20 protein-coding genes and 1 pseudogene are annotated in these 17,392 nt (G+C 67.8%); 13 read left to right on the top strand and 8 right to left on the bottom strand.

The genetic code is table 11. The annotated features are described in order from the left end of the window. Nucleotides 1-18 precede the first annotated feature (18 nt). Together DEJ35_RS17275 and DEJ35_RS10460 are read left to right on the top strand one after the other, a co-directional pair. Nucleotides 19-585 (top strand): TNT domain-containing protein, encoded by a 567-nt coding sequence (locus DEJ35_RS17275; RefSeq protein ID WP_181435565.1) that lies wholly within the window; start codon nucleotides 19-21, stop codon nucleotides 583-585. After that, complete coding sequence (locus DEJ35_RS10460; protein WP_111192688.1) at nucleotides 582-1,112, top strand: hypothetical protein; 531 nt, start codon at nucleotides 582-584, stop codon at nucleotides 1,110-1,112. The genes DEJ35_RS17275 and DEJ35_RS10460 overlap by 4 nt, the downstream gene beginning before the upstream one ends. A gap of 345 nt (nucleotides 1,113-1,457) precedes the next feature. Here DEJ35_RS10460 and DEJ35_RS10455 read toward each other — a convergent pair whose 3' ends face one another. Beyond that, nucleotides 1,458-2,114, bottom strand: coding sequence for a TNT domain-containing protein (locus tag DEJ35_RS10455; protein ID WP_110861330.1), 657 nt, complete (start codon nucleotides 2,112-2,114; stop codon nucleotides 1,458-1,460). Nucleotides 2,115-2,281: 167 nt separating this feature from the next. On the opposite strand from DEJ35_RS10455, the gene DEJ35_RS10445 reads away from it, so the two are divergent. The 3 genes from DEJ35_RS10445 to DEJ35_RS17035 all read left to right on the top strand — a co-directional run bounded on the left by DEJ35_RS10445 (nucleotide 2,282) and on the right by DEJ35_RS17035 (nucleotide 4,149). Further along, nucleotides 2,282-2,557, top strand: a complete 276-nt coding sequence (locus DEJ35_RS10445) for a hypothetical protein (protein ID WP_110861328.1) — start codon at nucleotides 2,282-2,284, stop codon at nucleotides 2,555-2,557. Between the two features lie 111 nt (nucleotides 2,558-2,668). Then, the gene (locus tag DEJ35_RS10440) at nucleotides 2,669-2,938 is read left to right on the top strand and encodes a hypothetical protein (protein WP_110861326.1); all 270 of its coding nucleotides are present in this window, start codon (nucleotides 2,669-2,671) and stop codon (nucleotides 2,936-2,938) included. Nucleotides 2,939-3,465: 527 nt separating this feature from the next. Further along, nucleotides 3,466-4,149: a hypothetical protein gene (locus DEJ35_RS17035; RefSeq protein ID WP_146238566.1), complete on the top strand. Its 684-nt coding sequence runs from the start codon at nucleotides 3,466-3,468 to the stop codon at nucleotides 4,147-4,149. Between the two features lie 299 nt (nucleotides 4,150-4,448). On the opposite strand, the pseudogene DEJ35_RS17710 reads toward DEJ35_RS17035, so the two are convergent. Next, nucleotides 4,449-4,634: pseudogene (locus DEJ35_RS17710) on the bottom strand (hypothetical protein); the annotation flags it as partial. Between the two features lie 160 nt (nucleotides 4,635-4,794). Between DEJ35_RS17710 and DEJ35_RS10430 the strand changes: the two are divergent. The 6 genes from DEJ35_RS10430 to DEJ35_RS10400 all read left to right on the top strand — a co-directional run bounded on the left by DEJ35_RS10430 (nucleotide 4,795) and on the right by DEJ35_RS10400 (nucleotide 9,163). Continuing rightward, a complete protein-coding gene (locus tag DEJ35_RS10430) occupies nucleotides 4,795-5,256 on the top strand; it encodes a hypothetical protein (RefSeq protein WP_111192685.1) in 462 nt (153 codons plus the stop codon). A gap of 455 nt (nucleotides 5,257-5,711) precedes the next feature. Continuing rightward, nucleotides 5,712-6,644: an NADP-dependent oxidoreductase gene (locus tag DEJ35_RS10425; protein WP_110861320.1), complete on the top strand. Its 933-nt coding sequence runs from the start codon at nucleotides 5,712-5,714 to the stop codon at nucleotides 6,642-6,644. Between the two features lie 120 nt (nucleotides 6,645-6,764). Then, nucleotides 6,765-7,250 carry a DUF805 domain-containing protein gene (locus tag DEJ35_RS10420; RefSeq protein WP_110861318.1) on the top strand — a complete coding sequence of 162 codons (486 nt, stop codon included), beginning with the start codon at nucleotides 6,765-6,767 and terminating at the stop codon, nucleotides 7,248-7,250. An 82-nt stretch (nucleotides 7,251-7,332) separates the two neighbouring features. Then, nucleotides 7,333-7,917, top strand: coding sequence for a DUF805 domain-containing protein (locus DEJ35_RS10415; protein WP_110861316.1), 585 nt, complete (start codon nucleotides 7,333-7,335; stop codon nucleotides 7,915-7,917). After that, nucleotides 7,914-8,438, top strand: a complete 525-nt coding sequence (locus DEJ35_RS10410; RefSeq protein WP_111192684.1) for a DUF805 domain-containing protein — start codon at nucleotides 7,914-7,916, stop codon at nucleotides 8,436-8,438. Before DEJ35_RS10415 ends, DEJ35_RS10410 begins: the two co-directional genes overlap by 4 nt. Continuing rightward, nucleotides 8,435-9,163, top strand: coding sequence for a DUF805 domain-containing protein (locus DEJ35_RS10400; protein WP_220036888.1), 729 nt, complete (start codon nucleotides 8,435-8,437; stop codon nucleotides 9,161-9,163). The genes DEJ35_RS10410 and DEJ35_RS10400 overlap by 4 nt, the downstream gene beginning before the upstream one ends. Before the next feature lie 67 nt (nucleotides 9,164-9,230). Here the strand turns inward: DEJ35_RS10400 and DEJ35_RS10395 are convergent, their stop codons facing one another. From DEJ35_RS10395 to DEJ35_RS10370, 6 genes are all read right to left on the bottom strand, one after another. Beyond that, nucleotides 9,231-9,872, bottom strand: coding sequence for a TNT domain-containing protein (locus DEJ35_RS10395; protein WP_071244287.1), 642 nt, complete (start codon nucleotides 9,870-9,872; stop codon nucleotides 9,231-9,233). Between the two features lie 51 nt (nucleotides 9,873-9,923). After that, nucleotides 9,924-10,697 carry a succinate dehydrogenase iron-sulfur subunit gene (locus tag DEJ35_RS10390; protein WP_071244286.1) on the bottom strand — a complete coding sequence of 258 codons (774 nt, stop codon included), beginning with the start codon at nucleotides 10,695-10,697 and terminating at the stop codon, nucleotides 9,924-9,926. 1 nt (nucleotide 10,698) lies between these two features. Beyond that, on the bottom strand, nucleotides 10,699-12,492 hold the full coding sequence (gene sdhA, locus DEJ35_RS10385; RefSeq protein WP_110861306.1) for a succinate dehydrogenase flavoprotein subunit: 1,794 nt from the start codon (nucleotides 12,490-12,492) through the stop codon (nucleotides 10,699-10,701). A 49-nt stretch (nucleotides 12,493-12,541) separates the two neighbouring features. Beyond that, nucleotides 12,542-12,988: a succinate dehydrogenase, hydrophobic membrane anchor protein gene (gene sdhD / locus DEJ35_RS10380; protein WP_027466446.1), complete on the bottom strand. Its 447-nt coding sequence runs from the start codon at nucleotides 12,986-12,988 to the stop codon at nucleotides 12,542-12,544. Nucleotides 12,989-12,999: 11 nt separating this feature from the next. Beyond that, nucleotides 13,000-13,464, bottom strand: coding sequence for a succinate dehydrogenase, cytochrome b556 subunit (gene sdhC / locus DEJ35_RS10375; RefSeq protein ID WP_110861304.1), 465 nt, complete (start codon nucleotides 13,462-13,464; stop codon nucleotides 13,000-13,002). A gap of 78 nt (nucleotides 13,465-13,542) precedes the next feature. Further along, a complete protein-coding gene (locus DEJ35_RS10370; protein WP_258378463.1) occupies nucleotides 13,543-14,778 on the bottom strand; it encodes a glycosyltransferase family 1 protein in 1,236 nt (411 codons plus the stop codon). Between the two features lie 166 nt (nucleotides 14,779-14,944). On the opposite strand from DEJ35_RS10370, the gene DEJ35_RS10365 reads away from it, so the two are divergent. Together DEJ35_RS10365 and DEJ35_RS10360 are read left to right on the top strand one after the other, a co-directional pair. Beyond that, a complete protein-coding gene (locus DEJ35_RS10365; protein WP_110861300.1) occupies nucleotides 14,945-16,060 on the top strand; it encodes a mannose-1-phosphate guanylyltransferase in 1,116 nt (371 codons plus the stop codon). Between the two features lie 198 nt (nucleotides 16,061-16,258). Next, nucleotides 16,259-17,323, top strand: a complete 1,065-nt coding sequence (locus DEJ35_RS10360; protein ID WP_027466452.1) for a BMP family protein — start codon at nucleotides 16,259-16,261, stop codon at nucleotides 17,321-17,323. Nucleotides 17,324-17,392 lie beyond the last annotated feature (69 nt).

Raw genomic sequence — 17,392 nt, 5'->3', positions numbered from 1 at the left:
AATAAAGGCGTTCGTCAGGTGACTGATCCAGCTCGGGGCCACTCTGCTGTCACCGGTCTCAGCGCACGGGTGCCCGAACCGATTGTCGCTACCCAGTCTGCGCTTCGATCGGCACGGAGATACGACGAATACGGTAAGGACGCCGACGGCAATTACCTCACGCGGGACAGCTGGGAAGACCGTTACATCGACTGGAACGAGGAACGGCAGTCGTACCTGCCCGAGGACCCCGGCAACGCTGACGCCGTCGCCGGGCACCTCATCAACTGGTTAAATCCGCACGGGTTCGTCAAGCGATACGGCTCAAAACTCGACCGGCTGGGCAAGGAGTCCGGCAACTTCTTCTCGTTCGCGGGGACCTCGTTCGAACAGCGCGCCCTTCCACCGTCCAACCTCAGCGAGGCCTACCGGACGTACGACTTTGACGCCGCTGCTTTCGAGGGGCAGGGGCTGAATATCGAGGTGAGCGAGATCGCTCCAGCATTCGGGCATCAGGAAGGGGGCCAAGTCAGGTTCATCGACCCCGGTCCTCCCGTGAGTTTCCGCTCGTCTGCGGACCTCCGCGAGCTCGGCATCCCGTCGTGAGGGACGAACGCATCGCTATCCCGCACCTCGAACTCCTCGAAGACCTCCTGCGCCGCGCTGGACACGATCTGGTCGTGACGGAGCCGGGGCTCGTCGAGTTCGGTGATCGGGAGACGCTGGAGCGCTACGTCGTTCGAGGCGGAGCAGTTCACGCGTGGAAAGGCGACAGGGGATCCGGTGACTGGACCGGGGTGGCGTTCGAAGCAGGCGAGGACGCTGCGCGGCGGATTGCCGCTTCAGCGTCTGGTGCCCTTCGCTATCGGGCCGGCCTTGAGCTGGGGCACTGGCTCCTCGACCGTCCCGAGGAACTCCCCGATGGGATGTCGCTGAGTGTGGAGAACGAGAGGAACCTTCTGGAATGGACGGTCCGCGGATCTCCTCACCGAGCGTGGTTCGGAGGCGGGCGGTTCGTCGCCCCGGCGGTGCAGTTCGCAACGGTCGCGCGGGTACCCGTAGCTGACATCGAACGGGGTGCGCTCGAGGTCGACTCTCGGCGAGCATTCTCGGGGGCGGCCCTCCCCGAGTGAGAAGTGGCTTCGGAGGCAACCCGAACGCTTGCGGCTGATGGCCGCGCAGGGTTCGCCGATCCCACTGTCGGAGCAGTCGCTGCCGGTGATCTTCCGGAGCTCTGCCGGGCTGCCCGAATCACGGAAGTGTGGTCTGCGCATGCACGAGCACGGCATTCGGTTAGCCGGGTGGCGGTCTGCAGGTGCAGGCCGTGACCTCAGGTGGAAATCCGGTCGATGCGATGACGATGCTGCGGGGCAGACCTAAGGAAGGAATTCTGCGGTCGATGACCAGAAGGGCTTCCGTCATCGAGTCCGGTAGACCGGAAACCGATCCCCGAGTCGCGCTCGATCGCTTCGGCTTGGCTAAGGAGTCTGCGCTTTGACAGGCACGGAGATCCGTCGAAGAGAACCTTCGACGAGGAGGTCGCGGATGGTCACAGACTCGTCGGCGATCGTGTAGCGGATGGCACCGCCGGGCTGTCCGAACCAGGCAGGCACGATCGATGCTCGCACGAGCACGGTCGCCTCGGTCACGAACTGGTGCACTCCGGAAGGCTCCCGAAGCGCCGTCGGCGGCAGGGAGCGAGACTCGAACGAAGCGTTGAGCTGGGTCAAGAGCCAGCCGTCGAACGCGCCGATGCGGTCCACGAGGATCCCAGGCGGGAGTTGGATCAAGCTCGCACCACCACTCGCCGTGATCTGCTCGCGGAGCTGCGGATAGTACGGAGCGAGTCTGTCCTCGATCGCGGAGACCTCCGACGGGGCCATCGTCAGCACCGGCGGGATCGGCCGGTCGAGGAACCCCAGAAGTGCTCGCCCGATCGCGTCCTCGTCAGGGGCCTTGACGACGACCCGAGGCTGCCCGTAGTCGATGCACTGCACTTCGAAGGCCTGCCCGACCTGCACCACCCGGAGTGCACCCTCGGGAGGGGGCCCGGCTGGCGGATCGCCAGGGAGGATTACCAGCTCCAGGCCGAAGCCCCGGCCATCGAGGTCAGCGCGAAGCTGTTCGAACGTCATGCCACGAGCGTAACAACGGATATTGGGTACGGGCGGCGGTGGAGGAACGATTGGGAGCGGATCCCGCCTCTGAAGAACAACCCGGCGATCACAAAGAGCGTGAAGGTGGATCCGGCATTCAGCCCCGCCCGGGCGACCTGGCCTGAACGGAAGGACCGCACTTGGTCGTGGATGTCGCTCTCAGCCAAGCAGTAGTGCAACTGATCGGGAAGGGGCGCAGTGCGACACCCGGTGAGTCCTGGATCGAAGCGGAGTCGCTTCCCGACACGGTTCACCGTGATCTCGAGGAGGTCATGCGCGACTATGAGACGCTGTCACAGATCGACTGGGCCTCCGTCGACAACGACTTGATCTGCGGGATGGATCTGGTCAAGGGGAACTTCTCGCGACTTCACTCAGACCTGGATCCCTCGGCGCTCGACGCGCTCGACGCGCTCGAGTGAGAGTTCTCCTGGGATTGGCGCTGAACCGATGAGATGCCGCTGCCGCTCGGGATCCTCCAGGCGCTCGGCGTGCTCCGCGAACTCCTTCGGCACTGAGAACAGGACGAACTCATGGATGACATCGACGCCACGCGCGAACTCGCCCTTGCCGAAGCCGCAGGTGTTCCCTTCTGCTGGATGCGGCGGCCCTCCAACGACGTGGACACCTCTTGCATCTACAAGACTGCAGACGGATGGCGGGTCTCAACGACGAACGAACGAAGCACGGAGGAGTCCGTCAACGACTATTCGGACCGCTCCGCAGCCGTCGACGATTTTGTGAACCGTGTGCAAGGATTCGTCCGGCACAAGGAGCTCCGCAAGAAGTTCCTCGGGCACTAACTCAGTTCGGGTCTCTGTGGTGATTGGGCGCGTTCCGGAACCTTCCACGACCTGGGCTCCTCGAGGGCGCGAGATTGTGGAGCGATTCGCGGTGTCGGACTTTTCGGTGATCGAGGAGCGGTGGACCGTGGTGCCGGACCGCTGACGGGCACGCGGTACGGAAGACGGCGCTACCGTCGACTTCGACGGCATGACTGAACGCGGACACCCCCTACAGCAGGTGTTCTTCGATGCGAAGGCATTGGACCGAGGAATTGCGTTCGCGGACCCGTCTGGTCCGTACTGGAGCAAGCGGATTCCCAAGATGATCGAGCAGGCCGAGGACCAGATCGCCGCCTTGCCTGAAGGGGCTCGATTAGAATGGCATGTGTGGGATCCGTACGCAGCGGACGCCGTTCGACGGCTTCTTCGAGGCGTGGGGAACGACGGCGATGATCTGACGGTCATCTTGACGCCGATGAGAACGGAGTATTTGTCGGATGCCTTTTCCTTCTTGGCTCCGGACTGCGCAGGTGAACGCTCGTGCCGTGTGGGACGCACGAGAAGAGCTGCCCGGACACTTGGCTGGACGAATCGCAGACCAGCTCGCCGCGTACGACGAATTCCTTGGCCCTGGCGACGGGTGGACGCTCACCGACGATGACCGCAGTATCCTACCGGATCCTGCAACTCTCGCCTTGGTGCTCTCCGCACACGTCTACCGTGACGCCGAGGGGGTCGCATTCCCGGCACGCGGGTACATCCTGAACGTGTACCGCGAGGGCAGCGCTGGTCATCTTGCGCTGAGATTCCGGGTCGGATCCGCGAGGGCAGTGAAGCGCATGCCTTCCAACACGGTGCAGATCACTATCGCGGGTCCACTGCGCGACGGAGAGCGTCTCTCGATCGACTCCGACCTCGTCGAGGGCGTACTGCGGGGCCTCGTGTCAGCTTGGGATCCGGATTCGGCAGCGGTCTATGACGATGACGCTGCCGTGGCAGCCGAAGGACGAGGCAAGTTCGCGCCGGTAATCGGGCAGCGCACGTGGGTTTCTGATCGTCTTGGAATCGTGCAGACGTCGACCTCTCGTGTTCGTGTCCAGCCGGGCAACGGCGGCCGTTATCTCATTGCTGACGAAACGCTGGATTCCGCTTCCGCTGTGGATGAAGTGTGGGCCTCCCTGCAGGCGAACGACGTCACCGAGATTCACCGAGCTGTCTCCGTGAGATGACTGAGGACGATGAGCTATCCGAAGTGGGTCCGTGCGGATCGAGTGTTCTTTCGTGCCGAATGGGACGGTCGGCAGAAGTGCTTCGGAGGCAAGCCCGAGCACTTGTGGGATGGCCGTGCAGCGTTCGCCGATGCCACCGTCTGATCAGTCGCTGCCGGGCATCCTCCGGAGCTGACCGCAGACGAGCAGGTCCCGGATCGTCACGGTGTCCTCGGCGATGGAGAACCGGATCGCTCCGCCGGGCTGCCAAACCACGGAAGTGTGATCTGCGCATGCACGAGCACGATGCCGTCGGTGACGTGAGGGTGCACGCTCGACGGGAGCGACAAGGCGTTGGGCGGGAGTGGCCTCGACTCGAACGACGCGCCGAACGGGTTGAGGAGCCAACCATCCGGCCCACCGACGCGGTCGACCGGGATCGCGGGCGGGAGCTCAAGGTGAGTCGTATCGACGCGGCATTCGGTCAGCCGGGCGGCGGTCCGCACGTACAGGTCGTGACCTCACGCGGAACTCCGGTCGATGCGATGACGATGCTGCGGAGCAGACCTGACGAAGGAATGCTGCCGTCGATGACGAGAAGGGCTTTCACGCTTGATTGATCGGACTGGCCTTCGGCGACTTGACGCCGATCTGCTCGGAGCGTTCGTGGGCAATGAACCGCCGGACCTCTCTTCGATACCCGGCATCAAGCGCGATGAGCGGATCGTTTTCGAGTACGGCACACCGGAGACCGCTTTCCGGATTGCTTCCGACGGCTCTGGGTACAAGTTCGAGATTCGTGACAAGGGGAGCAGCTGGCCTCTCGCGTGGTTCAGCTGTTTGGCCGACGCCGAGCGCTACGTCTTGGTGCGAGAAGGTGAAGCCCGAAATGATGCGCCGTGGTTCGACGGGAAGGCGATGACGCCTGCAGGAGTCGACCTGATTGAGGACAATTCAGACAGAGAGCTTCGGTGGCACATCGACGGTGAGGAACACATCGTGCGAACGCTCTCCGACATCGAGTGGTCACTGGTCTACCGGCTTGCTTGGGTCCGGGAGCGTTCGCTCGCCGAGGTGATCGAGATCGTGAGTGGGTCTTCTCCGGGTACACAAGTGGGAAGCATCTAGTCCCGAATCACTCGATTCGTCCTTCCGCGGCCCCGGGTGTGCGCCGAGCCTGGCTGTCCGAAGACGGCGATGCCGGCGAGCGTGACTCGCACCACTGCGCCTGGCCCGGCACGGAGATTCGACCTCGGTTGGCGTCCGACGCTTGTCCGAAAGGCGGTGGTCATTCCATGAGTCAGTCGCGTGCGGAGCTGAACGGTACGGATGGCGAGTGTCCACGACCAGCGATCGCGGCACGGATGAATCGACTCGCGAGAGCGGCGACCGCGAGGCGGCCGTCGAAGATCTCGTCCGCCGTGTCGAAGGCTCCGCCTGGTACCAGGAGCTACGGAAGCGACCACGCCCTGACCGGCGCGAGCACTCGTGACCATCCGGCGTCGTGCCGGAAGGGCAGCACGAGGCCGGTCAGTCGATCGTGGCTCGTCCCGCCAGCAGGCCATCGGCGTACCGTCGCACGCATGACGAAGCACTGGGTGGCACCACGGTTCGGCGGCAGCGAAGTCCTCGAGTACGTCGACACCGAGGTGCCGGCGCCCGCCTCCGGCGAGGTCACCATCGCCGTCCGCGCCGCCGGCATGAACCCGGCGGACACCAAGCACACCCGTCAGGGCGATCCCGCGGACCTGCCCATCGCCGTCGGGTACGAGATCGCCGGCGTCCTGGCCGCCGTCGGCCCCGACACGCAGATCGCGTCCGGCGGGGGAGCGGTCGGCGACGAGGTCCTGGCGTTCCGCATCAGCGGCGGCTGGGCGGAGTCGGTCACGGTGCCCGCGGCCGACGTCTTCGCGAAGCCCGCGTCGCTCGGCTTCCCGGAGGCCGCCAACCTGCTCCTCGCCGGCTCGACCGCCGCCGACATGCTCCGCGTCACCCGCGCCGAGGGGCGCGACACCGTCCTGGTGCACGGCGCCTCGGGCGCGGTCGGCGTCAGCCTGCTCCAGCAGCTGCGGCTGCTCGGCACCCGCGTCATCGGAACCGCGTCGGAACGTGGTGCGGACGTCGTGCGACGCTTCGGTGGCGAGTGGGTCCAGTACGGCGACGGCCTGGAGGCGCGTGTCCGTGACCTCGCACCCTCCGGCATCGACGTGGCACTGGACTGCGTCGGCACCGACGAGGCCGTCGACGTCTCGCTCGCGTTGGTCGCGGACCGGTCACGCATCGTCACGATCGCCGCGCAGGCGCGGGCTGCATCGGACGGCATCGCCGCGGTGGGCGGCGCGCAGCCGGCCAGCAAGGCGTTCCGTGACTCGGTGCGGCAGCGGCTCATCGACCTCGCCGGCGCCGGACAGCTCGAGGTCCCGGTGGCGCGGACCTTCCCGCTGGCCGAGGCGAAGGCGGCGGCGGAGCTGCTGGAGTCCGGGCACCCCGGGGGCAAGCTCGCGCTCCTGCCCTGACCGCACGGTCGGGTCAGGTGCACGGTCGGAGCCAGAGTCGTTCGCACGGAGGACGCTCGCCGGCTCGAGGGAGTGCCACACTCTGTGTGGACCGACAGCCCCGCCGGAAGGAACCCCACGATGAGTGACCAGTACCCGCCCCGGGACCCGTACGGCCAGTCCGCGCAGCCCGGTCCGGGGCGGCCGAGTGGCGGCAGGTCCGAGCCGCCGCTCTGGGCGCCCTGGTACGGCATCCCGTTCCCCCAGGCGTTCCTGCGCTTCTGGAAGAAGTACGTGCGGTTCGACGGCCGGGCCAGCCAGTCGGAGTACTGGTTCTGGGCGCTCTGGTACCTGATCGGTTCGGCGGCCGCGGGCATCATCGGCAACGGGTTCAACGTGCTGCCGTTCATCGACGACGGTTCCGACGGTCTCGGCAGCCTCTGGAACCTGGCCTGCGCGCTCGGCTTCATCGCGTTGACCGTGCGGCGGCTGCACGACGTGAACCTCAGCGGCCTGCTCGCGCTGTTGTTCGTCATCCCGCCGATCGGCATCCTGTTCTCGCTGATCGTCGGCCTGATGTCGTCGAACCCGCAGGGGCAGCAGTACGACCGTCCGCTGCAGGGCTGACGCGCGGTACCGGTTCTGACGGCCTCTCAGGAGTTCTGGTTGACTCGACCGTGAACATCAGCCAACACTCGAGGGGGACCACGTGAGCGACCAGTACCCGCAGGATCCGAACAACCAGCCGAACGCCCAGTTCGGCGGCACACCCCAGAACGGCGGCGCACCGCAGTACGGCCAGCAGCCGCCGACCGGACCGAACGGCGAACCGCCGCTCTGGGCACCGTGGTACGGGATCTCGTTCGGCAAGGCCTTCGGCCGCTTCTTCAAGAAGTACGCGACGTTCAGTGGTCGGGCCAGCCGGAGCGAGTTCTGGTGGTGGTACCTGGCGAACGGGATCGTCGGCATCGTCCTCGGCATCCTGTACGGCATCGGCTTCGCGACCTCCGAGCGCTCGACCGTGTCGATGTCGTCCTCGACGTCGGCCAGCGTCCAGTCCACCGTCACCGAGCCGTCCGCGCTCTTCGTCATCGTCGGCATCGTCTCCCTGCTCTGGGGTCTCGCGATCATCGTCCCGACGCTCGCCCTCGGCTGGCGCCGCCTGCACGACGCGAACCTGACGGGCGCGCTGTGGATCATCGCGATCTTCGTCGGCATCGTCGGCATCGTCTTCGGCCTGCTGCCCTCGAACCCCCAGGGTGCGCGCTTCGACCGTCCGCAGGGCTCCCGATGACCGAGAGCACGCAGCAGTGGGCGGCCCCGCAGCAGACCGGTCAGCAGACCGACGCCGCGGGGACGCCGCCGCGATGGGCCCCGTGGTACGGGATCTCGTTCCCGAAGGCAGTCGCGCGCTTCTTCGCGAAGTACGCCACGTTCACCGGTCGTGCGAGCCGGAGTGAGTTCTGGTGGTGGTTCCTGGCGAACGCGATCGTCACGGGGGCACTCGTGGTCATCGGGACGGTCATCCGCCTCACCACGCTCAACTCCCGGACCGTCGACTACTACGGCAACGAGATCACCGTGGTCGACCCGGTTCCGCCGGTCTTCTGGGTCGTGCTCGTCCTGCTGGCGCTCTGGGGCCTCGCGACCCTGGTGCCGTCGCTCGCCCTCGGCTGGCGACGTCTGCACGATGCGAACCTCTCCGGGGCGCTCTGGATCATCGCGCTGTTCATCGGCGTCGCCGGCATCGTCTTCGGCCTCCTGCCGTCGAACCCGCAGGGCGCGCGCTACGACCGGCCCGAGACGAACCGATGAGCAACGACGGGACGCCCCAGTGGGGCCAGCCGAACGGCGATCAGCCGCAGGGGCATCCGAGCCACGGGCAGCAGCCCGGTTCCGGCGAGCAGCCTGGGTACGGGCAGCAGCCCGGTTCCGGCGAGCAGCCTGGGTACGGGCAGCAGCCGGGTTACGGGCAGCAGCCGGGTTACGGGCAGCAGCCGGGTTACGGGCAACAGCCGTACGCGCAGCCGTACGCCGACCCGTACCCGCAGTTCGCGCAGCCGATCCCGCTCGGTCCCGACGGGGTCCCGCCGCTCTGGGCACCGTGGTACGGCATCGGGTTCCTCGACGCGTTCACCCGGTTCTTCAAGAAGTACGCCCGGTTCGACGGCCGCGCCAGCCGGAGTGAGTTCTGGTACGCGGTGCTCGCCAACGCCATCGTGACCATCGTGCTGTTCGGCGGGTTCTACGCCGTCCTCTTCGCGACGGTCGGGGCGAGTGGCGCCGTCGACGAGTACGGCAACCCCACGGGGAGCAGCGCGCCGTCTCCGTTCGCCTTCGTGCTGCTCGGGCTCTACTTCCTCTGGTGGCTCGCCACGATCGTGCCGGGCATCGCCCTGGGCTGGCGTCGCGTGCACGATGCGAACCTGGCAGGCCCGTTCTGGCTCATCGCGCTCTTCGTCAGCGCCGCCGCGATCGTGTTCGGCTGCCTGCCGTCGAGCCCGGCCGGCGCGCAGTACGACCGCCCCGACCTGCGGTAGTTCCACGGACCAGAACAGCCCGCCCCACGCGTCGAGCGTGGGGCGGGCTGTTCGTGTGTCGGAGGGCTCAGACCACCCGGAGACGGACGAGCGCGCCGTCGACGACCAGGTCACGCACGGTGGCCGACGGGTCGGCGATCTGGAAGCGCAGGGCCCCGCCCGGCTGCTCGAACCACGGCTGGACGAAGCGGACGTTCACCAGGAACGGCCGGTCGACGACGTACCGGTGGGTCTCCGGCGACGAGGTCACGTGCGGGGGCAGCGACCGGCTGGGCAGCGGGGTGTCGAGCGGGTGCAGCAGGTAGCCGTCCGGGCCACCGATGCGGTCGACGGGGACACCGGCCGGGATCTGGATGGTCAGCCCCTGCTCGCCGGCCTGTGCGACCTGCTGCGCGAGCTGCGGGTAGGTCGACGCCGCGCGGTCGCGGAGCCCCTCGAGCTCGTGGCGGGGGATGTCGCGCGGCTCCGGGAACGGACGGTTCAGGAACCGGCGCAGCATCTCGACCGCGTCGTCCTCGCCCGTGGCCTGCGCGAGACGACGAGCCGTGCCGTAGTCGACGACCTCGAGCGCGTAGCCGGAGGCGTCGGTCTGGACGATGCGGAGCGCCCCCTCGACCGGCGGTTCGTGCAGGGTCTCGCCGGGGAGCTGCACGTACCGGGTCGTGTAGCCGAGCTGGTCGAGGATGGGGCGGGTGTCCGCGAACGTCATGGTCGGGAGCCTATCGGTCGGCGTGGTGCTGGGCCTTGGACAGAGCCGGGACTACGCCCGGCCGCGCATGATCGCTTGCTTGACCTCGGAGATCGCCTTCGTCACCTGGATGCCACGGGGGCACGCGTCGGTGCAGTTGAAGGTCGTGCGGCAGCGCCAGACGCCTTCCTTGTCGTTGAGGATGTCGAGACGGACGTTCGCGGCGTCGTCGCGGGAGTCGAAGATGAACCGGTGTGCGTTCACGATCGCTGCGGGGCCGAAGTACTGCCCGTCGGTCCAGAACACCGGGCAGGACGACGTGCACGCGGCGCACAGGATGCACTTCGTGGTGTCGTCGAAGCGGGCGCGGTCGGCGACGGACTGCACGCGCTCCTTGCCGGGCGTCGGGGCCGACGAGGACTGCAGGAACGGCTGCACCTCGCGGTAGCTCTGGAAGAAGGGCTCCATGTCGACGACGAGGTCCTTCTCGAGCGGCAGGCCCTTGATCGCCTCGACGTAGATCGGCTTCGAGACGTCGAGGTCCTTGATCAGGGTCTTGCACGCCAGGCGGTTGCGACCGTTGATGCGCATGGCGTCGGACCCGCAGACGCCGTGTGCGCACGAGCGGCGGAAGGTCAGGGACCCGTCCTGCTCCCACTTGATCTTGTGCAGGGCGTCGAGGATGCGGTCGGTCGGCAGCATCATGACGTCGAAGTCCTGCCAGCGCGGCTCGTCATCGACGTCGGGATCGAAGCGACGGACGATGACCGTGACGGAGAAGGATCCGGGAGGAGCGTCCTGCACGGTGTCGGTGCGGGGTGCGTCGGAGACCAGGGTGTCGGTCATCTCAGTACTTCCTCTCCATCGGCTGGTACCGCGTGATGACGACGGGCTTCCAGTCGAGCGTGATGTGGTCGTCGGCGAGTGACGAGTGCGGGTCGCCCGTCAGGTACGCCATGGTGTGCTGCATGTAGTTCTCGTCGTCGCGCTTCGGGTAGTCGTCGCGCATGTGACCGCCGCGGCTCTCCTTGCGGTTTCGTGCGGAGTAGACGACGACCTCGGCCAGGTCGAGCAGGAACCCGAGCTCGACGGCCTCGAGCAGGTCGGTGTTGAACCGCTTGCCCTTGTCCTGCACGGAGACCTGCATGAAGCGGTTGCGGAGCGTGTGCAGGGTCTCGGTGACGCGGGCGAGCGACTCGTCCGTGCGGAACACCTGGGCGTTCTTGTCCATCTCCTCCTGCAGTTCCTTGCGGAGGGCGGAGACGCGCTCGGTGCCGGTCGAGGCACGGAGCTGGTCGAGCATGCCGCGGACGCCGGCCGCCGGGTCTTCCGGCAGGGGGAGGAACTCGGCGGTCTGGACCCATTCGGCGGCGTTGTTGCCCGAGCGCTTGCCGAAGACGTTGATGTCGAGCAGCGAGTTGGTCCCGAGGCGGTTGGAGCCGTGCACGGAGACGCAGGCGCACTCGCCGGCGGCGTACAGGCCGGGGACGACGGTGGTGTTGTCGTACAGGACCTCGGCCTTGACGTTCGTCGGGATCCCGCCCATCGCGTAGTGCGCGGTCGGCATCACGGGCACCGGTTCGACGACGGGGTCGACGCCGAGGTAGGTGCGTGCGAACTCGGTGATGTCCGGCAGCTTCGTCTCGAGGACCTCGGCGCCCAGGTGCGTGCAGTCGAGCAGCACGTAGTCCTTGTTCGGTCCGGCACCCCGACCCTCGGCGACTTCCTGCACCATGCAGCGCGCCACGATGTCACGGGGTGCGAGGTCCTTGATGGTGGGGGCGTACCGCTCCATGAAGCGCTCGCCCGAGGCGTTCCGGAGGATGGCGCCCTCGCCGCGGGCGCCCTCGGTCAGCAGGATGCCGAGCCCGGCGAGCCCGGTCGGGTGGAACTGGAAGAACTCCATGTCCTCGAGCGGCAGGCCCTTGCGCCAGATGATGCCCACGCCGTCGCCGGTCAGGGTGTGCGCGTTCGAGGTGGTCTTGTACATCTTCCCGAAGCCGCCGGTCGCGAAGATCATCGCCTTGGCGTGGAAGACGTGCAGCTCACCGGTCGCGAGCTCGAACGCGACGACGCCGGCCGGCTGCTGGCGGGTGACACCGTCGTCACCGACGACGTCGACCATGATGAGGTCGAGCGCGTAGAACTCGTTGTAGAACTCGACGCCGAGCTTCACGCAGTTCTGGAACAGCGTCTGCAGGATCATGTGCCCGGTGCGGTCTGCTGCGTAGCAGGCCCGGCGGACCGGGGACTTGCCGTGGTCGCGGGTGTGGCCACCGAAACGGCGCTGGTCGATCTTGCCCTCGGGCGTGCGGTTGAACGGCAGGCCCATGTTCTCGAGGTCGATGACGGCGTCGATGGCCTCTTTCGCGAGGATCTCGGCGGCGTCCTGGTCGACCAGGTAGTCGCCGCCCTTGATCGTGTCGAAGGTGTGCCACTCCCACGAGTCCTCTTCGACGTTCGCGAGGGCCGCGGCCATCCCGCCCTGTGCCGCACCGGTGTGCGACCGGGTGGGGTAGAGCTTCGAGATGACGGCCGTCTTCGCCTTCGGGCCGGCTTCGATCGCGGCTCGCATGCCCGCGCCTCCGGCGCCGATGATGACGATGTCGAACTGGTGGTGGTGGACGGTGGTCTCGGTCACAGGGGTCTTTCCGTAGACGGTGGGAACGCGGGCAGCAGCGGTGGTGGTGCTACTGCGCCGGGCAGAAGGACGGCAGGTCAGCGGCAGCGGCGCCGGCGGGGCACGGGTCGAAGGTCCAGCAGACGAGGAGCCCGAGGACGATCAGCACGACGCAGGCGGCCAGGATCGCGACGAGGAGCGTCTTCCGGATGCCCGGCTTCGACACGTAGTCGTTGACGATCGTGCGCATGCCGTTCGAGCCGTGGATGAGCGCGAGGACCAGCATGAGCGAGTCCCAGACCTGCCAGAAGGGGTTGGCCCACTTGCCGGCGACGAAGGCGAAGTCGATCTGCTTGACGCCTTCGCCCGCCACCATGTTGACGAAGAGGTGGCCGAAGATCAGCACGACGAGCAGCACGCCCGAGGCGCGCATGTAGATCCAGCCCCACTTCTCCCAGTTGGTGGTGCTGCGGGCGGCTGCGGCCGAGCGGGGAGGTTCGACGATCTGCGTGGTCATCTTCGTGCCCCTCAGTTGAAGTCCGCGACGAGGTTCATGAGCTGGCGGGGCAGGAAGCCCGCGATCGCCACCGCCCACAGGACCATGACGATCCAGAACATGGCCCGCTGGTACTTCGGGCCCTTCGACCAGAAGTCGATCAGGATGATCCGTAGCCCGTTGAAGGCGTGGAACACGATGGCCATCACCAGGGCGATCTCGCCGAGGTTCATGAGCGGGGTCTTGTACGTGCCGATGACCGCGTTGTACGCCTCGGGTGAGAGCCGCACGAGCGCCGTGTCGAGGATGTGCACGAGCAGGAAGAAGTAGATCGCCACGCCGGTGATGCGGTGGAGGACCCACGACCACATCCCGATCGAACCGCGGTAGAGCGTGCCCTGTGGCGTCCGAGAAGCCCGTGGAGCATCGATACGCTCCCCATCGATACGTGCGTCGGGCACCGCGGTCGCCGTACCCCCGCCGGTGTGCTCAGCCATGAGCTCGTCCTTCCATAGGACGGGCTCGCCCGATCGGCGAGCCCTTGCCGTTCGTGTTCGTGTGGAACACGACCCATCCTATGCGCGGGCGCTGACCTTCTCGTCCCGACCGGCCCGGAGGCCCCGTCCGACGGGCGGCGCGCCGATGGTGCGGGCCGTGTCGTGGTGGTCGAGGAGCTGGTCGCCGACGGCTTCCCAGGTGGTTCCCTCGACGCGGAGTCGACCGACGGAACCCATCCGCTCCGCCAGCGCGCGGTCGTGGTGCAGCCGCAGGACCGCGTGCCGCAGGGCCTGCGGGGCCTCGGCGTCGTAGAGCTCGCCGTCGAGCCCCGGGGCGACCAGGTCGAGCGGGCCGCCGGACGCCGGCGCGATCACGGGCAGGCCGGAGGCGTGGGCCTCCTGCAGGGTCTGCCCGAAGGTCTCGGCCGGACCGGTGTGCACGAACAGGTCGAGCGCGGCGTACGCGTCGGCGAGGGCGTCGCCGCGCAGGGGACCGGTGAAGGTGACGTCGAGGTGCCGGAGCCGACGTTCGAGCATCGCCCGCGATGGACCCCCTCCGGCCACGACGACCCGGATGCCGGGGACACCGCCGATTTCGGCGAGCCGCTCGACCTCCTTCTCCGGGGCCAGGCGTCCGACGTAGCCGACGATGGTCTCGCCGTTCGGGGCCAGGCGGCGACGGAGTCCCCGCACGTGCCCGGTCGACCGGCGCGCGGGGTGGAACAGCTCGGTGTCGACGCCGCGACCCCAGCGGGCGACGCGGGGCACGCCCTCCTCGGCGAGCATCGCGGCCGTCGCGCTCGACGGGGCGAGCGTCAGCGAGGCGCCGGCGTGGATGCGTCCGAGGATCTTCCGCACCAACGGGACGGTCGCGGTCAGGCCGTTGCGGCGGGCGAACCCGGCCACGTCGGTCTGGAAGACGGCGACGGAGGGGATGCCGAGCCTCCCGGCTGCCGTGATCGCGCGCCCACCCAACAGGAACGGACTGGCGGCGTGGAGCACGTCGGCGCCGGAGGCGGCGAGGATCGTGTCGAGCACCGGGTGGGGGAGTGCCACCGGGAACTGGCGGTAGGCGACGGCGGGGATGCGGTGGACGTCGAAGGAGCGGTAGCGCTCGACGGCGCTGCGCGACCGGAACTGCGCGAGGCCGGGGGTGTCCGGGGCGATCACGACCGCGCGGTGACCCCGTCGTTCCAGGTGGTCGAGGACCGCCAGGACACTGGTGGTCACGCCGTTGAGGGTGGGCAGGAAGCTCTCGGTCACGACGGCGACGGTCCGGGGGGACGTGCCGCGCTCCACGCTGCGTGCGCTCATGGTGCTGCCCATGCTCCGGGCGTGACGTGACCCGGTGGGGCCGACGACGTGAACGGGACGCGCGCGCCGGGTGAACAACGCGGCGGCCGACGCTGCGGGAGCCCGCATGCGGGAATCGTGCGGAGACCACCCAGGATCCGCCCGGTGGGACCGGTACGGTGAGCGCGTGGCTGACGCTCTCGAAGACTTCTACGCGATCATCCCCGCAGGGGGCATCGGATCGCGCCTGTGGCCGTTGTCGCGCGCGGACGCACCCAAGTTCCTGCACGACCTGACGGGTTCCGGCACCTCGCTGCTGCGGCAGACCTGGGACCGCCTGGCGCCGCTCGCCGGCGACCAGCGGATCATGGTCGTCACCGGCCGTGCGCACCGGGTCGCGGTGGAGTCGCAGCTGCCCGGCGTCGAGGACCACAACGTGGTGCTCGAGAGTGAGCCGAAGGACTCCACGGCCGCCATCGGCCTGGCCGCGGCGATCCTGGTGCGCCGCGAGCCCGACGTCGTCATCGGCTCGTTCGCCGCCGACCACGTCATCGGGGACGCCCGCGGCTTCCGTCGTTCGGTGCGTGAGGCCGTCGCCGTCGCCCGCGCCGGCTACGTCACGACCATCGGCATCACCCCGACGGAACCCGCGATCGGCTTCGGGTACATCAATGCGGACACCGTCGCGCTCGACATCGAGGGTGCCCCGACCGCACACGCGGTGAAGTCGTTCGTCGAGAAGCCCGACCTGGACACCGCCCGCTCGTACGTCGAGCAGGGCAACTACCTCTGGAACGCCGGCATGTTCATCGCGCGCGCCGACGTGCTGCTCGCCGAGATCGGTCGGACGAAGCCCGAACTGCTGGCGGGCATCAACGAACTCGCCGACGCCTGGGACACCTCGGCCCGCGGCGCCGTCGTCGACGCCGTCTGGCCGATGCTCGAGAAGATCGCGATCGACTACACGGTCGCCGAACCGGCCGCCGCGGCCGGACGCATGGCGGTCGTCCCCGGTGACTTCGACTGGGACGACGTGGGGGACTTCGCCTCCCTCGCCAAGCTGCAGTCCGGTGGTCGACCGAACAACCTCGCCGTGCTCGGGGACGGTGCCCGCATCCTGGCGGACTCGTCGAGCGGCATCGTGATCTCGCACAGCCAGCGGCTCATCTCGCTCATCGGCGTCGAGGACATCGTCGTCGTGGACACCCCGGACGCCCTGCTCGTCACCACCAGTGCGAACGCGCAGCGGGTGAAGAGTGTGGTGGATGCGCTGAAGATCAGCGGCCGGGGCGACGTCCTGTAGCGCTCCACCGACAAACCCCTCGAACTGGGGGTCTGTGTGCGACGTCGCGTTACGGGCGCGTTTCGGCGGGGTCGCGATCCCGTAACCGATCCGCAGGACCCCCGCAACGGGTCCTGTACCGGCCCGACGGTCGTGTACTGTCGCCACGATCGCCCGGAACGCACGTGGTCCGGGCACGCTCCCCGGAGGAACCAACCCGTGACATCTCGTACCCGACAGGTCGTCCTCAGCGGCCTCGCGCTCGCCGGCACCGTCGCCGTCCTGGCCGGCTGCGCCTCGGCGCCGTCCACCACCGACTCGGCGAAGAAGACCGACTTCCGCCCCTGCATGGTCTCCGACGCCGGTGGGTTCGACGACAAGTCGTTCAACCAGCTCGGCTACGAGGGCATGAAGGACGCCGCCAAGGACCTCGGTGCCACCTACAAGGAGGCCGAGTCGAAGGACGCCACCGTCTACGACTCGAACATCGAGCAGCTCATCGGCCAGAACTGCAACCTCGTCGTGACCGTCGGCTTCAACCTGGCCGACGCCACGAAGAAGCAGGCCGCTGCGAACCCCGACACCGACTTCGCCATCATCGACGACAACTCGATCGACGCGAAGAACGTCAAGCCGATCACGTTCGACACCTCGCAGGCGGCGTTCCTCGCCGGCTACGCGGCGGCGTCCTACTCGAAGACCGGCGTCGTCGGCACCTTCGGCGGCATGCAGATCCCGACCGTCACCATCTTCATGGACGGCTTCGCGGACGGCGTGAAGTACTACAACGAGCAGAAGGACAAGGACGTCAAGGTCGTCGGCTGGAACGTCGACACCGGCAAGGGCTCCTTCACCGGTGGCTTCGAGGCCGGCACGCAGGCCAAGTCGGTCGCGCAGACGCTCCTCGACCAGGACGCCGACGTGATCCTGCCCGTCGGTGGCCCGATCTACCAGTCCGCTGCCGAGGCCATCAAGGACGCCGACAACGGTTCCGTCCTGATCGGTGCGGACAGCGACCTCTACGAGGCCGACCCCCGCTACAAGGACATCGCCTTCACCTCGGTCGAGAAGGGCATGCGCCCGGCCGTGAAGGACGTCGTCGAGCAGGCGGCTGACGACAAGTTCTCGAAGGACCCGTACGTGGGCACCCTCGAGAACGACGGCGTCGGCATCGCGCCGTTCCACGACTTCGAGTCCAAGGTCGACAAGGGCCTGCAGGGCGAGCTCGACGACGTGAAGGCCGGCATCATCGACGGCTCGATCAAGGTCAAGACCCAGTCCTGACCCGGTGAACGCGGGCGGGGGAGCATCCCTCGCCCGCGTTCTCGTGCGCCCGGGTGGCGCACACCACAT

The organism is Curtobacterium sp. MCPF17_051 (assembly GCF_003234595.1).
Classification (GTDB): Bacteria; Actinomycetota; Actinomycetes; order Actinomycetales; family Microbacteriaceae; genus Curtobacterium; species Curtobacterium flaccumfaciens.
This window is presented reverse-complemented; position numbering and strand designations above follow the sequence as displayed.

Excerpts from the sequence above, each read along its gene's own strand:
- DEJ35_RS10410 (WP_111192684.1), top strand. The coding sequence starts at position 7,914 with ATGACCGAGAGCACGCAGCAGTGGGCGGCCCCGCAGCAGACCGGTCAG.
- DEJ35_RS10370 (WP_258378463.1), bottom strand. The coding sequence starts at position 14,778 with ATGAGCGCACGCAGCGTGGAGCGCGGCACGTCCCCCCGGACCGTCGCC.
- DEJ35_RS10390 (WP_071244286.1), bottom strand. The coding sequence starts at position 10,697 with ATGACCGACACCCTGGTCTCCGACGCACCCCGCACCGACACCGTGCAG.
- DEJ35_RS10400 (WP_220036888.1), top strand. The coding sequence starts at position 8,435 with ATGAGCAACGACGGGACGCCCCAGTGGGGCCAGCCGAACGGCGATCAG.
- DEJ35_RS10420 (WP_110861318.1), top strand. The coding sequence starts at position 6,765 with ATGAGTGACCAGTACCCGCCCCGGGACCCGTACGGCCAGTCCGCGCAG.
- DEJ35_RS10440 (WP_110861326.1), top strand. The coding sequence starts at position 2,669 with ATGGATGACATCGACGCCACGCGCGAACTCGCCCTTGCCGAAGCCGCA.
- sdhC (WP_110861304.1), bottom strand. The coding sequence starts at position 13,464 with ATGGCTGAGCACACCGGCGGGGGTACGGCGACCGCGGTGCCCGACGCA.
- DEJ35_RS10425 (WP_110861320.1), top strand. The coding sequence starts at position 5,712 with ATGACGAAGCACTGGGTGGCACCACGGTTCGGCGGCAGCGAAGTCCTC.
- sdhD (WP_027466446.1), bottom strand. The coding sequence starts at position 12,988 with ATGACCACGCAGATCGTCGAACCTCCCCGCTCGGCCGCAGCCGCCCGC.
- DEJ35_RS10395 (WP_071244287.1), bottom strand. The coding sequence starts at position 9,872 with ATGACGTTCGCGGACACCCGCCCCATCCTCGACCAGCTCGGCTACACG.
- DEJ35_RS10455 (WP_110861330.1), bottom strand. The coding sequence starts at position 2,114 with ATGACGTTCGAACAGCTTCGCGCTGACCTCGATGGCCGGGGCTTCGGC.